At 52.5% G+C, this 14488-nt stretch carries 15 protein-coding genes; 6 read left to right on the plus strand and 9 right to left on the minus strand.

The features are described 5' to 3' along the window. The first annotated feature begins 88 nt into the window (after positions 1-88). Positions 89-988 carry a carboxylate/amino acid/amine transporter gene (locus ACZRKO_RS20765; RefSeq protein WP_463739134.1) on the plus strand — a complete coding sequence of 300 codons (900 nt, stop codon included), beginning with the start codon at positions 89-91 and terminating at the stop codon, positions 986-988. On the opposite strand, the gene metR is transcribed toward ACZRKO_RS20765, so the two are convergent. Beyond that, entirely contained in the window at positions 873-1829 is a 957-nt protein-coding gene (gene metR / locus ACZRKO_RS20770) for an HTH-type transcriptional regulator MetR (RefSeq protein WP_463739135.1), read from the minus strand. The genes ACZRKO_RS20765 and metR overlap by 116 nt on opposite strands. Positions 1830-1932: 103 nt before the next feature. On the opposite strand from metR, the gene metE reads away from it, so the two are divergent. After that, complete coding sequence (gene metE / locus ACZRKO_RS20775; protein ID WP_463739136.1) at positions 1933-4209, plus strand: 5-methyltetrahydropteroyltriglutamate--homocysteine S-methyltransferase; 2277 nt, start codon at positions 1933-1935, stop codon at positions 4207-4209. 226 nt (positions 4210-4435) lie between these two features. Further along, positions 4436-5035 (plus strand): helix-turn-helix transcriptional regulator, encoded by a 600-nt coding sequence (locus ACZRKO_RS20780; protein WP_463739137.1) that lies wholly within the window; start codon positions 4436-4438, stop codon positions 5033-5035. An 81-nt stretch (positions 5036-5116) separates the two neighbouring features. Here the strand turns inward: ACZRKO_RS20780 and ACZRKO_RS20785 are convergent, their stop codons facing one another. From ACZRKO_RS20785 to ACZRKO_RS20815, 7 genes are all read right to left on the minus strand, one after another. Beyond that, positions 5117-5458, minus strand: a complete 342-nt coding sequence (locus tag ACZRKO_RS20785) for a hypothetical protein (protein ID WP_463739138.1) — start codon at positions 5456-5458, stop codon at positions 5117-5119. Further along, positions 5448-5885 carry a hypothetical protein gene (locus tag ACZRKO_RS20790; protein WP_463739139.1) on the minus strand — a complete coding sequence of 146 codons (438 nt, stop codon included), beginning with the start codon at positions 5883-5885 and terminating at the stop codon, positions 5448-5450. Before ACZRKO_RS20790 ends, ACZRKO_RS20785 begins: the two co-directional genes overlap by 11 nt. 86 nt (positions 5886-5971) lie before the next feature. Then, entirely contained in the window at positions 5972-6538 is a 567-nt protein-coding gene (locus ACZRKO_RS20795) for a hypothetical protein (protein ID WP_463739140.1), read from the minus strand. Positions 6539-6639: 101 nt separating this feature from the next. Continuing rightward, positions 6640-7161, minus strand: a complete 522-nt coding sequence (locus ACZRKO_RS20800; RefSeq protein ID WP_463739141.1) for a ribonuclease — start codon at positions 7159-7161, stop codon at positions 6640-6642. 33 nt (positions 7162-7194) lie between these two features. Then, positions 7195-7644 carry a lysozyme gene (locus ACZRKO_RS20805; RefSeq protein WP_463739142.1) on the minus strand — a complete coding sequence of 150 codons (450 nt, stop codon included), beginning with the start codon at positions 7642-7644 and terminating at the stop codon, positions 7195-7197. Then, complete coding sequence (locus ACZRKO_RS20810; protein WP_463739143.1) at positions 7637-8254, minus strand: DUF2589 domain-containing protein; 618 nt, start codon at positions 8252-8254, stop codon at positions 7637-7639. The genes ACZRKO_RS20805 and ACZRKO_RS20810 overlap by 8 nt, the downstream gene beginning before the upstream one ends. Before the next feature lie 72 nt (positions 8255-8326). Beyond that, positions 8327-8986, minus strand: a complete 660-nt coding sequence (locus tag ACZRKO_RS20815) for a DUF2589 domain-containing protein (protein ID WP_463739144.1) — start codon at positions 8984-8986, stop codon at positions 8327-8329. Between the two features lie 326 nt (positions 8987-9312). Here ACZRKO_RS20815 and budC point away from each other — a divergent pair, with 326 nt between their 5' ends. Beyond that, complete coding sequence (budC, locus tag ACZRKO_RS20820) at positions 9313-10077, plus strand: meso-2,3-butanediol dehydrogenase (RefSeq protein WP_463739145.1); 765 nt, start codon at positions 9313-9315, stop codon at positions 10075-10077. A 173-nt stretch (positions 10078-10250) separates the two neighbouring features. After that, complete coding sequence (locus ACZRKO_RS20825; RefSeq protein WP_463739146.1) at positions 10251-11108, plus strand: helix-turn-helix domain-containing protein; 858 nt, start codon at positions 10251-10253, stop codon at positions 11106-11108. Positions 11109-11125: 17 nt separating this feature from the next. On the opposite strand, the gene ACZRKO_RS20830 is transcribed toward ACZRKO_RS20825, so the two are convergent. Then, positions 11126-11470 carry a PTS fructose-like transporter subunit IIB gene (locus ACZRKO_RS20830; protein WP_463739147.1) on the minus strand — a complete coding sequence of 115 codons (345 nt, stop codon included), beginning with the start codon at positions 11468-11470 and terminating at the stop codon, positions 11126-11128. A gap of 468 nt (positions 11471-11938) precedes the next feature. On the opposite strand from ACZRKO_RS20830, the gene ptsP reads away from it, so the two are divergent. Then, on the plus strand, positions 11939-14443 hold the full coding sequence (gene ptsP, locus ACZRKO_RS20835) for a phosphoenolpyruvate--protein phosphotransferase (protein ID WP_463739148.1): 2505 nt from the start codon (positions 11939-11941) through the stop codon (positions 14441-14443). Positions 14444-14488 lie beyond the last annotated feature (45 nt).

The raw sequence follows: 14488 nt of genomic DNA on the forward strand, positions 1-14488 counted from the left end.
ATTGACCATACGTCAACCACCTTTGCCCGCAAGCTCTTTCCTACTTCAGTTACAATCAGCCATCTTCCTCATTTTCGGGCTGAACTCTGTGCCGTTACTTATTATTACCACCATTTTGTGGGCCTTTTCTTTCAGCCTGATTGGTGTCTATCTGGCCGGTCAAGTTGACAGCGTTTTCTCCGTGCTGGTGCGTCTTGGGCTGGCGGCGTTGGTCTTTCTGCCGTTCTTGCGCTGGAAAGGCTATCCGCTGAAAACCCTGTTGATGTATATGGCGGTGGGCGCGATGCAGCTCGGCATCATGTATCTCATCAGCTTCGAGGCCTATCTGTACCTCTCGGTGCCAGAATTCCTGTTGTTTACGGTAATGACTCCGCTCTATGTCACGCTGATTTATGACCTGATCAGCGGTCAGAAAATCCGTAAAGGCTACGCACTGAGCGCGCTGCTGGCGGTGGCGGGGGCGGCGATCATCCGTTACGACCATATCAGCGAACATTTCATCATTGGTTTACTGCTGGTTCAGGCGGCCAATCTCTGTTTTGCGCTCGGGCAGGTTGGCTACAAGCGGTTGATGGAAACCCATCCGATGCCGCAGCACACGGCTTTTTCCTGGTTTTACATCGGTGCGCTGATCTGTGCCGTCGTGGCGTGGTTCCTGTGGGGCAATCCGCAAAAACTGCCCACCACGAACCTGCAATGGGGCATTTTGATTTGGCTGGGCGTAGGGGCGTCGGCGCTGGGCTATTTCATGTGGAACTACGGCGCGACGCAGGTGGACGCGGGAACGCTGGGTATTATGAACAACTTTCACGTCCCGGCCGGGCTGCTGGTTAACCTGGCTATCTGGCAACAACAGCCGCACTGGCCGAGTTTTATTGTGGGTGCGGCAGTGATAATGGCTTCACTGTGGGTACACCGGCGTTGGGTCTTTGCGCATCGCGCACAAACGGCAGATGGTCACACGCGTGCTGCCGGGTCGAACGAATAAAGGCCTCCACCACCGGTTGACGCTGCTCACCATCGCGCACGGCGGCGTACAACCGACTCCATAACCCGACACCCAGCGTTTTGGTCACAACCAGGCCCTGACGCTCAAAACTCTCCACCACCCAATGTGGCAGCGCCGCAATGCCCATCCGCGCGGACACCATCTGGATCAACAGCAGCGTGTTATCGACGTTTTTCAGCGCCGGGCTGACGCCAGCCGGTTGCAGGAAGTGTCGCCAGATATCCAGCCGCTGACGCTGAACCGGGTAGATCATCAAAATTTCGCTGCTTAAATCTTCCGGTGTGATCACGGCTTTATTGGCCAGCGGGTGATCCGGCGCCAGTACCAGCCGCACTTCAAAATCAAACATTGGCGAATAGTGCAGACCGCTGCGCGGCAGGATGTCTGACGTCAGCACAATGTCCAGCTCACCCTGTTGCAGCGCGGGTTGCGGGTCAAAAGTGACGCCGGACTTGAAGTCCATCAGCACCTGCGGCCAGCTGATGCGGAAGCTGTCCAGCGCCGGGGTGAGCCACTGAATACAGCTGTGGCACTCAATCGCGATGCGCAGTGATGCCTGATGCGGCTCATTGCAAGCCTGAAGCGCCTGCTGGATTTGCGGCAATACCTGCTCCGCCAGATTCAGCATGATCTCACCCTGCGGCGTAAAACGCAGCGGCTGGCTTTTACGCACGAACAGCCGGAAACCCAGACGTTGCTCAAGGTCACTGAATTGGTGCGACAGGGCGGATTGCGTCTGGTGCAGCTGCGAAGCAGCGGCGGCCAGTGATCCGGTATTGCGAAGTGCCTGCAGCGTCCTAAGGTGTTTCAGTTCGATCATGAGAGTCCTTCACTGTGTCATGAATAATTTGCGCTTGTGGAATATACAGTACCTGCTGATTATGGATGTGTAAACATCTGGACGGCTAAACAGGAATTTAAAGATGACCATATTGAATCATATCCTCGGTTTCCCGCGTGTCGGTCTGCGTCGTGAACTGAAGAAAGCACAAGAAAGCTACTGGGCGGGTAACTCTTCGCAGGAAGAGTTACTGGCAACGGGCCGCGAACTGCGTGCCCGTCACTGGAAACAACAGGAAGACGCGGGCGTGGATTTGGTGCCAGTTGGCGATTTCGCCTGGTATGATCATGTACTGACCACCAGCCTGCTGCTCGGTAACGTGCCAGCCCGCCATCAAAATGCTGACGGTTCGGTCGATCTTGATACTCTGTTCCGTCTGGGACGCGGTCGTGCGCCAAGCGGCAAACCGGCGGCAGCGGCTGAAATGACCAAATGGTTCAACACCAACTATCACTACATGGTGCCGGAATTCGTGAAAGGTCAGCAGTTCAAATTGACCTGGACCCAGTTGCTGGATGAAGTAGACGAAGCGCTGGCGCTCGGCCACAAAATTAAACCCGTCCTGCTTGGCCCTCTGACTTATCTGTGGCTCGGTAAAGTGAAAGGTGAACAGTTTGACCGTCTGACGCTTATCAACGACATCCTGCCGGTTTACCAGCAGGTGCTGGCCGAACTGGCAAAACGCGGCATCGAATGGGTACAAATCGACGAGCCTGCGCTGGTGCTGGAATTACCGCAAGCGTGGCTGGATGCTTACAAACCGGCTTACGAGCAGTTGCAGGATAAAACCAAATTGCTGCTGACCACCTATTTCGACAGCGTCGGTCACAACCTCGACACGATTCGTCAGTTGTCGGTTCAGGGCCTGCACATCGATGCCGTCGCCGGTCGTGATGACCTGCAAAGTGTGATCAACGCACTGCCAAAAGAGTGGCTGCTCTCTCTGGGCGTGATCAACGGGCGTAACGTCTGGCGTGCAGACCTGAGCAGCTGGTTCGACCGTCTGAAGCCGCTGGTGGAAGGGCGCAACGTGTGGATCGGCAGCTCCTGTTCGCTGCTGCACAGCCCGATCGATTTAAGCGTCGAAACCCGTCTGGATGACGAAGTGAAAAGCTGGTTCGCGTTTGCCCTGCAAAAATGTGCCGAGCTGTCGCTGCTGACGTCAGCACTGAACAACCCGACGGCTGAAGCGCAGCAGAAACTGGCGCAATACAGTGCACCAATCCGTGCCCGCCGTGAATCGACCCGCGTGAATAACCCCGCAGTCGCTAAACGCGTCGCCGCGATAACCGCAGCCGATATTGAACGTCCAAACGTTTACACCCAGCGTGCTGTCGCCCAGCGTGCGCGCTTTAATCTTCCCGCGTGGCCGACCACCACCATAGGTTCATTCCCGCAAACCACCGAAATCCGTGGCCTGCGTCTGGATTTCAAACAGGGCCGTCTGGACAACGCTAAATATCGCACCGGTATCAGCGAGCACATTTTGCAAGCCATTAAAGAACAGGAGCGTCTGGACATCGACGTGCTGGTTCACGGTGAAGCCGAACGCAATGACATGGTGGAATATTTCGGTGAGCATCTGGACGGTTTCGTCTTCACCCAAAATGGCTGGGTACAGAGCTACGGCTCCCGCTGCGTGAAACCGCCGGTGATTATTGGTGACGTCAGCCGCCCTGAAGCTATCACCGTTGAGTGGGCGAAATATGCCCAGTCGCTGACCGAAAAACCGGTCAAAGGCATGCTCACCGGCCCGATCACTATCCTCTGCTGGTCCTTCCCACGTGAAGACGTCAGCCGCGAAACCATTGCCAAGCAAATTGGTCTGGCACTGCGTGATGAAGTAGAAGATTTGGAAAAAGCCGGAATCGGCATCATCCAGATTGACGAACCGGCACTGCGCGAAGGTCTGCCGCTGCGCCAGTCCGAGTGGAATGCTTACCTGCGCTGGGCCGTGGACGCGTTCAAACTGAATGCCGCGATTGCCAAAGATGACACGCAGATCCACACCCACATGTGTTACTGCGAATTCAATGACATCATGGATTCCATTGCCGCGCTGGATGCTGACGTGATCACTATCGAAACCTCGCGTTCAGATATGGATCTTATCGAAACCTTCAAGGAATTCGATTACCCGAATGAAATTGGACCCGGCGTTTACGATATTCACTCACCTAACGTACCAAGCGTTGAGTGGATTGAGAACCTGTTGCGTAAAGCCGCTGACAGCATTCCGGCAGAGCGTCTTTGGGTTAATCCGGACTGCGGCCTGAAAACCCGTGGCTGGCCGGAGACCCGCGAGTCGCTGGAAAACATGGTGAAAGCGGCTAAACGTCTGCGCGCTGAAAAAATCTAACGCTGATTTTGTGTTGTATTGCAGTAACCTTAAGGGCACTCCGGTGCCCTTTTTTTATTTTCATTTCTGCCGCTTTTCTATCTGCTTTGCCGTCAAAACAGGCTATCCGTAAATCGTCATATGCCGAATGACTTCTCCGTTTTTTATTTATTACAGCAATACTCATAAAGCGAAGGATTTCCTTCCGCGACTGCACACAATCAGGTTTTATACGGAGAGTTTTACAATGAATGTACTTATTGTTGATCAACTATCCATTTTCATTCAGGGTATGTCGGCGGGTCTAAAAAATATAATGCCGGAAATTGGTGTGAACGGCGTCAATAGCTTAGATGCAATATGGCATGCTCTGGACGAAAATAATATCTCGGTGATTTTACTGGATGGTGAAATGGACCACGAAGCTTGTGTTCCTGTTCTGGATGAAATTTCACTGTCCCATCCGGATATTCGGGTTGTTATTATGCTAATGAAAATTAAAAAGAGCGCTCTGCAATTTTATCTCAGGCATCATGCTATTGCCGTTGTGTCTAAAAATGCATCGTTAGAAACGATTGGCCAGGTATTAAAAACAGCCTCGTGTGGAATGGTCTGTGTGCCGGATGAGCATTATGAAGATATTGGCGAAGAGCAGTCATTAACCCGGCTTAGTCAGCGGCAGAGGGAGATATTGAAATTGATTGCTGCCGGTGAGTCAAATAAGCAGATTAGCCGCCTGCTAAATATCAGTGCGGGAACCGTGAAGTCACATCTGGAATCTATTTACCGGCGGCTGAATGTGAAAAACAGAACTCAGGCCGCCATGCTGTTATCACTTGACCAATAATATCCGGTAAGAAACCCCATTTTTACTCTGCTTTATTTCACCAGGGATACTTCATTGCTGATGCGCACTGGCGGCGCTGTCTTACTTGCCGACGCCATTTTTATTACGTGGTGTCAGACGTGTTCCCAGTTTTCGTTTATCCCGGATAACTTGCCAGAAATAGTGGCAGGCTACCATGGCAATGCCGACATCTTTCAGCGCCCAGAAGGGCAGGGCGTGGGCATAAAGTTGTATGTCAAACAGCAGATATGGCAGGTTTAAACCGCCCTGAGCGGCAAAGCCGAATGCAGCGGCGATCAACCCTATTTTGTACCAAGCAGGTAGCAGCAACATGCGCTCATTCAGCGCGCAGAAAAAGATAATCAGGGCTGTGGCGATATCGATCAGCGTCAGGGCTAAAAAGCCCCACCATTCAATGTTCATCGTCGTTATCTCCGGTAGGTTTTTTGATCACGCGTGGGCGCATGCGTGGCTTAGATACACCGCGTGCGGCGCGTTTGAGTTCTCCAGCGATTTCAAGAATGTCGTCGTCTTCACGGCGGTTAAAGAAGTTTGCCAGCCAGGCAATGACTCCGACGCTTACCGCGCCCAGCACATAGCCAAGGCCCATCGCAGTGTCGGCTTCCCTAAAATTCATGCCGAGCCAGCGGGAGACAATGCCGCCAAGAGCAAAGGTGGCACCGACGCTGATGCTGCCAATGATCAGGCCAGCAGAAAACCGGCCATGACGGTGCAACTTTCTAGGCTGCCAGAAGAAAGAGATGCTCAGGCCACCTAATAATCCGGCAAAGGCGGCGAGGATCTGGCTGATAAAAAAATGACTAACGGGATCGACGATCGCGGCTGTCATAGTCTCTCCTTGTTGCGTAAACAGTGCCACTGACGGCGTGGCACTCTAAGGAATACTCTGTTTTAACGCGGTAGATCCGCAGGCTGTCAGAAGCAGATCAAAATGCCGGAGAACACATAGTTCTGCGCGTTGAACGTTAGCGTATCTCCAACCAGACCCGTCGGGATCCCGTGTTGCCCGGTTGCCGGGTCATACATATAAAACCCGTGGGCATCCCGACCGAGTGCGACCCAGTGTGTTCCGCCCGCCACCAGCGCCAGGTAATAACCGGCGGCCTGCACCATTCCCTGCAAGTGGGCCGCGCTGTTAATCACGTTGGCGGTATTACCAATCAGTGCTTGTTGCGGAGCGATTAAAGGATTCATCGCACCCGGTAAGGCGGGCGTCACCATCACCTGCACGCCATCATTAAAGCCACCTTGAATGCCGAGGTGGACCAGTGACGAAGGCAGGGAGAGCGGTACGGCATTGGTGAACTGCGGAGGATATCCTGCCAGACCCGCCTGAAGGTTGATAACGGCATTGTAGGTGTTATTCCCATGCGGAGTATTCGCGGGATTTCCCAGATTACGGGCGTTAATTAATGCGCTGAGTGCATAAGCACCACATGAATTACTTCCAACGGGCTGCTGAAGATTGTAATTTTGGAACATAATATCACCTCAATAATAATTGATAATAGCGACGGGGTTATTAAACGCCGCAAGTAATAACGGCGTTCAATTTATAGAATAAAGGCGTGGTATAATAATATTTACTCACAGGCGGGTATTTTTACCCATGACTGATAATAATCAGTGGTTAAATATCTGGTCTGCGTTTGCGGAGAATAGACCAGCTGCTTTGGACTGCGATAACCGCGAACAGATTCAATATCGGCGCTGTACCATTTATAATGCCCCGGCAACGCTTTGTTTTCGAACACATCGCCGCCAATAGCTTTATTATTAAGTACCCAGACATTCCATAATGACTCATTTCCCTTTCCGCTCCAGCCAAGTTCTTTGGCTTTATGTGTAGTGATATAGCTCGGCGGTAATACGTCATCCCGGTTCAGTGTTTCCAGTAATTTCACCAGCCCTTTCTCGTTCCGGATGGGTCTGTCTTTTCGTTGCTGTAATTCCTGATTGGCGGTACTAACGGCAGCAGTGCAGGCAATGACTTCTGCAGCATTGGCGGGATATAGCGGCACCAAAGCGGAGGACACAATGGCGAAGGTCAGTAGCGTGAATGCCCGCTGGCGCTTTATTACTCGGGGTAGTGTATTCGTTTTCATTGCAAGATCCTTAGTCGGGACAGTTTTCAGGGTTCAGGGAAGTAAAAACAGTGCACGTTCTGCGATCCTGCGGCGGGTCAGGCCGGAAACCTCTTTACCCCCCGCTTTATTCCAGCGTAAAAATTGATCAGCGGCCGCCTGTAACTGACCCTGATTCAGCACTTTGAGCAGCGTTGAGTTTTGCAAATTTCCGACGCCCAAATTGAAGGTAAATGAAACCAACGCGTCGAACTGGTTTTGCGTTAGTACCATGCTGACCCACTTGTTTACCCCCGCCTCGCTGATGGCCAGGTCCTGACGCAGTAATGCATCTGCCTGTATTTCATTAATGGGAAGCGGGTAACTTTCGGTCGGTAAAATCAGATGGCCGTAGCCAATGGTCCATTTGCCAACCACATCCTTATACTTCTCCAGCCGTTTGCCTTCGAACTCTTTGATTAGCGCCAGGCCTTTCGCGCCGATGGTTAACATGACATTACTCATCTGTTGACTCCTTGACGTTAGGCATCGGGATCACGCGATTGGTGTACTCATCAATCAGTCGCATGACGCTTTCCGGTGGTTCCAGCACCGTGAAGTGCATTTCAATGTCCACATGGCGGCTGTCGCGGCCCTCGCCATCTTTACTGGCCGGGGACATGCTGACGTGAAAGCGGCTAACATTATCCTGCCCGCTGTCCATGCCAGCGGGCATCTGTTCAACGCCGTCGGTGCGCACGGTCAGGTGGACTTTCATCTTCTCCAGCATCAGGCCGCGTGGAGTGGCTAGCGCGACCAGCGGCAGCTCAAAATGATTTTTCTCATCAAGCTGCATAATCAGGGTGCGTGGCATTAGGCTGCCGTCGTCCATATGCTCAAAAAATGGATCCAATGCTTGCATATATTGATGTGCAATCAGCTGGTTAGCTGATGTTGCCGCCAGTTGCATGCCACGGGTGATCTCTTCCAGCGTAACAGGGAGTAGCGGGCCGCTTGCTACCGTAGCGTTAAGTGGGGGATCGGGCGGCAGCTCGTTGAGGGGAGGCTCATTGGGTGTATCGGGTGGACCCTCAGGTGGACGCTTCCCACCGCTAAACCAATTTTTCAATGACATAACTGACTCCTGAAGAAAGGCCGCCGCTTGCACGGCCTTCGGTTTACATTGCCTGCCACTAGGGGAGAGACATCAGTTCACTTTCTCAGGCTCTTTGGCTGGCGTGGTTGCCGGACCGGTCGTTACGGTTTCCGGGAAAGCGTCGAGCTTTTTGTCATCCAATTTTTTGGCTTCTGCTGGCAGAACGGCCGGTTTAGTGGCGGCGTCGGTGAGGAAATCAATTACGCGCATCAGTGCTTCCGGCGGTTGCTGGCGTTTGATTTGGGTATGAATACTGTATTTTGCTCGGGTATCGGATTTACGAGTCTGTTCCGCTTTGTGCGAAACGCGACCGGAGACTTTCACTTTTACCGGACCCCAGCCGAGCGTTGCTTCAAAGGATCCTTCTGCATCGTCTGAACTTGAGCTGGCTTCGCTTTGAGTGACTTCCAGCTCGAAATCAATTGTCCCTTCTTCGATACAAATGATCGGGTGAGTGATTGCCGCCAGCAGCGGAATGCGCATGGTTTTTTTGACCACGCCCTGAATCACACCTTGTTGATCGACCACCGTTTCGTCGTAATCAAACTGCACGGCTTCGGCCTTACCATCCTTGATACAGACAGAAAGCAAAAAATCAGCATAGGCTTTGCTGGCCTGAACCTGGGCCTTGATCATGGCCTGCAGCGGGCCACCAATCATATTTTCTAAGGGCAGGGCATTGATAACGGAACCAATAAATTGTGTATCCATAATGCGTACTCCTGTGAAGGGAAAGTGATGACGAAGTGCGAGCTCGCAGGAGAAACAATAGAGGGCATCGGTGGCTGAAAACATCCGCTTAGCGGCGGGGGAAAAGGTTACGAATGGCTGGGGGTCTATCAGGTATATGGCAGATGGCACGACGCGAAAATTCGGCCCATTTGTATTTTGTAACGAGTTTTTTATTCTTTCCTATGGGCGTGTGCGGCGGCCTGAACGGCTCTGCGAGGGGAGTTTTCCGGGCAATTATTCCTGTCTCTGTTTTTTTTACCACTAGGCTTAAAGCAGGCTTCACTGACGCAATCAAAGGAGAAAATATGAACCGATTCACAGATAAGGTCGTCGTTGTGACAGGGGCTGGCTCAGGCATGGGAGCTGCAACGGCCAGACGTTTCGCAAAAGAGGGCGCGATTGTGGTACTGGTCGGGCGCACCAAAGAAAAACTGGAGAAAGTTGCTCATTCCCTTGAAAGTACACAGTATTACATTCATCTGGCGGATGTCTCGAAAGCGCAGGACGTTGAGCGTATGGCGGCGGTGATCAATGACAAGTTTGGCCGCGTGGATGTGCTGGTGAACGGTGCCGGTATTGCGGTGCAGGGCAAAGTCACGCAAGCGAGCCTTGAGGACTGGCATAAAGTGATCGAAATCGATCTTAGCGGTGTGTTCTATTGCACGCGTTTCTTTATGCCCGCGCTGATTGAGAGTAAAGGCAATATTGTGAATATTTCATCGGTGTCCGGAATGGGCGGCGACTGGGGGATGAGTTTCTATAATGCCGCGAAAGGCGGTGTCAGCAACTTCACCCGATCGGTCGCCATGGATCACGGTAAAGATGGTGTACGCGTTAACGCGGTTTGCCCGTCACTGACTTTCACCGAGATGGCCGCCGATATTAAGAAAAATCAGCCACTGCTGGATAAATTTGCCGAAAGGATCCCCTTGGGGCGTGGCGCTGAACCGGAGGAGATCGCTGATGTGATTGCTTTCCTCGCCAGTCACGACGCGCGCTTTGTCACCGGGGTGAATTTGCCGGTAGACGGTGGATTAATGGCCTCGAACGGCCAGCCGCAGCAGGCCTGATTAGCTTCGTTACTTGCGACGTTCCTGAAATAAACCCTCCACTGCCCGCATTGCTTGTGCGGGCAGCAATCCTTCCCTGATTTGTCGATCTTTCTCGCATTCCCGGCGAGCGGAATAAAGGTTCAGACTTACTTTGGTTATGATGAACCGATCATTTCTAAAGGTAGCCCGTAATGAAAACCCCTCTGCATACCGCACTGACGCCGATGCTGGAAAACCCGAAAGGCATCGGACAGGTAAATTTCGCCGGTAATCAGCATCCTGCGCCGCCGCTGGCTTATGACGTGAATTTCCCACGGCTGGAGCTGGTGCTGTCGGGTCAACAGGAGATGGAGTGGGGGGATCCGCAGGGACATCATCAGGTGCAGACGATGGCCACCGGTGATGTTTTGTTCGTGCCCGCGCATGGCTGGAACAATCCGCGCTGGAGTTCGCCGGTAACGACCTTGAGTATTCTTTTTGGTAAAAAGCAGATGGGTTTCAGCCAGTTACACTGGAACGGGGAGGCGTTTCTGGCAGGGGGAAAAGGTAACGTGGCCCGGCGGGGGTCGAGAGTTGGCGCATTTATGTTACAGGCGTTGAACGAACTGGCATGGCAACCGGAGGAACAGCTGACCGCGCACTTTCTGGTGAAAGGGCTATTGAGCCATGTGTCGGATCTGTTTGGGGCTTCTGCGTTAACCCCCTCCCGCAGCCAGACGTTATTCACTGTGATCCGTGAATATCTGGAAGAGCATTACCACAAGCCGCTGACCCGCGAATCCGTTGCCAGCGTGTTTTATATCTCACCAAACTACCTGTCGCATCTGTTTCAGAAATCAGGCGGTATCGGTTTTAACGAATACCTTAATCATGTGCGGCTGGAGCAGGCTAAAAACTTGTTAAAACGTTATGACATGAAGGTCAAAGAAGTAGCGCACGCCAGCGGCTTTCCGGACAGCAATTATTTCTGCCGACAGTTTCGTAAAAGTACCGCACGGTCACCTTCGGAATACCGCAGCCAGTATCGCAGCCAGCTGACCGGCAGTTGAGAGCCGCGTGCGTACGGCTACTCCAGCCGGATCAGGGTTTGCCGTGGTGAGCGTGCGACTTTGCGCACAGCGCCAATCACCTGCTCGCTGTTGCTTAAAAAGCCACGAATGCTGACTTGTACCCCACGCTGTTGGGTAAAACGTTCACTCTCTTCCAGCATGATATCGGCAATCAACAGTACGACATCAGCCTGAGCAATATCTTCTACGGTGAGACGGTTCTCAACACCGAGGGCGCCCTGAGTTTCCACTTTGACCGTCCATTTTTCCTGCGCGCAAAGTTTCTCCAACTTTTCGGCGGCCATATACGTATGGGCTACGCCGCTGATACAGGCTGTTACCGCCACCAATTTTAAAGGCATATTCCCACTCTCCCTGCGGTTGCTGGTGTATGGATTTTATTCACTCAACCACCTCTGCGCACATCATAGCCTGCGCTGAAAGCGACTGTACGAAAACGCGCATTTTCTGCGGCGTCTGGCACAGGAACGTGCCGTAGCAGGGCATAGGTAGTCTCACCGTACTGATGGGTTATTGATCTTTACGATAGACCAGGATGGCGGGACCTGACAGGAGACAAATTTGTGTTTTACTGGATTTTTGTAATCTAAAAACAAAAATGCGAGCAGGTTCGAATAATCGATGTATCTCGCCCATATGGCTTAACTCTGTACCTGTGAGATGCCTCGCAAAAAATCCACCAGAGTACATTTGTCCAGCATTTGGCTTTTTTGTCTCATATTCATTGCGGCGATTTGTCTGCAAGCTAGAGCAAACCGGAATGACTCGCTGTCATTTGAATGAGAGCGTAATTGGATGAGGATGTATAAATGGCCCAAAAACTGACCTTCACCTGCATATTACCCAACGGCGTACATGCCCGGCCTGCCACTCATATCGAGACGCTGTGCAACCGTTTTAGTGCCCGGTTCGAATGGCACAACCTGCGAAGCGGCCGGACAGGAGATGCGAAAAGCGTGTTGTCGCTGATTGGTACGGATACGCTCTCAGGCGATGAGTGCCAAATCACGATAGAGGGCGCAGATGAGGCGCTGGCGCTGGCGGCACTCAGTCACTTTATTGAACATGAGTTCGCGGGTTGTGATGAAGCGCTGTCGCAGGAGGGCGAAGGCATTGGTGCCGAACCTCTCCCTGAGTCATTAAGTCATCTTTCACCGACCATTTTCCGGGGCAATTCCGTCAGCATGGGCTGCGCCAGCGGTAAGCTGATAAGCCTGATGAGCGTAGATCTGAATGCCTTGAGCTCACTGCCTGCGGCGGGTTCGCTAGATCACGAAAAATCGCAGCTTACTGCCGGGATAAGCCGCTTTACCAAGGTGTTGGAACTCCGGCTGATGGAAGGCAATTCCACGACGACAGCAGTACTGGAAGCTCATCAATCCCTGCTGCGCGACTCTGCATTTCGTGACCAGCTATCGTTATACATTGAGGCGGGCAAGAGCTGCGCGGAAAGTATTGTCGGCACCGCTGCACATTTCGGCCAGCAGTTTGGCCTCTCCTCCAGCGCTTATCTGCGCGAACGTCAACTGGATATCCGTGATGTCAGTTTTCAGCTGTTGCAGCACATCTATGGTGAGCAGCAGTTTGCTTCCCATCGGGCGCTGAGCGAACCCAGTATTTGTCTGTTGGATGAGCTGACGCCAAGTCAGTTTATTGAGCTGGATAAACGTTTTCTGAAAGGACTGTTGCTCGGCAGCGGAGGCAGTACATCCCACACGGTGATCCTTGCCCGTTCTTTTAATATTCCGACGCTGGTAGGCATCAATACGCAGGCGTTACAGCCTTATCTCAACCAGACGGTGCAAATTGATGGCGATCTCGGTGTAGTGGCCTGCGAATTAAGTGAATCCGTGCTGCGCTATTACCAACAAGATCAGTGGGTTGCAGAGAAACTTCGGCAGCAGCAAAGCCACTATTTGGATAAGCCGGGCTATACCGCTGATGGTGTCAGGCTTGAGATTGCAGCCAATATTGCTCACTCGGTTGAGGCTCAGGCGGCATTTGCCAGCGGGGCTGAGGCAGTAGGGCTTTTTCGCACGGAAATGCTCTATATGGACCGTACGAACGAACCCTCTGAAGATGAGCTTTATAATATTTTCTGTCAGGCCAGCGACGCCGCGAAAGGGAAACCCATTGTCGTTCGCACCATGGATATCGGTGGGGATAAACCTCTCGATTACCTGAATATACCTGCTGAGAAGAACCCTTTCCTCGGTTATCGCGCAGTGCGTATTTATCAGGAATATCTGCCGTTATTCCAGACCCAACTACGCGCCATTCTGCGCGCCTCGGCGCATGGCGCACTGAAAATCATGATCCCGATGATCTCTTCTATGGAAGAGGTATTGTGGGTGAAGGAAAAATTAGCAGAAGCCAAACAATCACTGCGTACAGAACAGATCCCTTTCGATGAAAAGATCCCTTTGGGCATCATGCTGGAGGTCCCGTCGGTGCTGTTTATTATTGACCAGTGCTGTGAAGAGATTGATTTCTTTAGTATCGGTAGTAATGACCTCACGCAATATCTGCTGGCCGTGGACCGTGATAACGCCAAGGTAAGCCGCCATTACAACAGCCTGAATCCGGCATTTCTGCGTGCTCTGGATCACGCGGTGCGCGAGGTGCACCAGCATGGGAAATGGATTGGTTTATGCGGTGAGCTGGGCGCGAAAGGTTCGGTGCTACCGTTGCTGGTAGGACTCGGATTGGACGAAATCAGCATGAGCGCCCCTTCTGTTGCCGTGACCAAAGCGTATCTGGCGAAACTCGATAGCCGCGAGTGCCGTCAGTTGCTCAACAGCGCGATGGCTTGCCGTACCTCGCTTGAAGTCGAGCATCTGCTGGCGCAGTTCCGTAAGGAAGTCAATGACGCACCGTTAATCACACCGGATTGTATTGCACTCGACACTGACTGGCGTAGCAAAGAAGAGGTCATTAAAGGCATGGTGGATAACCTCATGCTTGCTGGCCGTTGCCGTTATCCCCGTAAGCTTGCCGCAGATCTGTGGGCACGGGAAGCGGTGTTTTCAACCGGTCTGGGGTTTGGTTTTGCCATTCCTCACACCAAGTCAGAGCATATTGAGCAGTCAACAATCAGCGTCGCCAGGTTACTTCACCCGATAGCCTGGGGAGACGAACAGGCCGATTTTATCATTATGCTAACCCTGAACAAGCACGCAGCAGGCGATCAGCATATGCGTATTTTTTCCAAACTGGCGCGGCGCATCATGCATGAAACTTTTCGTGATGCATTGGTTAACGCGGGCTCTGTGCAGCAGGTAGAATCTCTGCTCAAACAGGAGCTTGAACTCTGAAATTAATAGGTCAAGAAGCCCCGCAGGTGCTACAGCCCCGGGGCA

It is taken from the genome of Ewingella sp. C233, assembly GCF_055407225.1.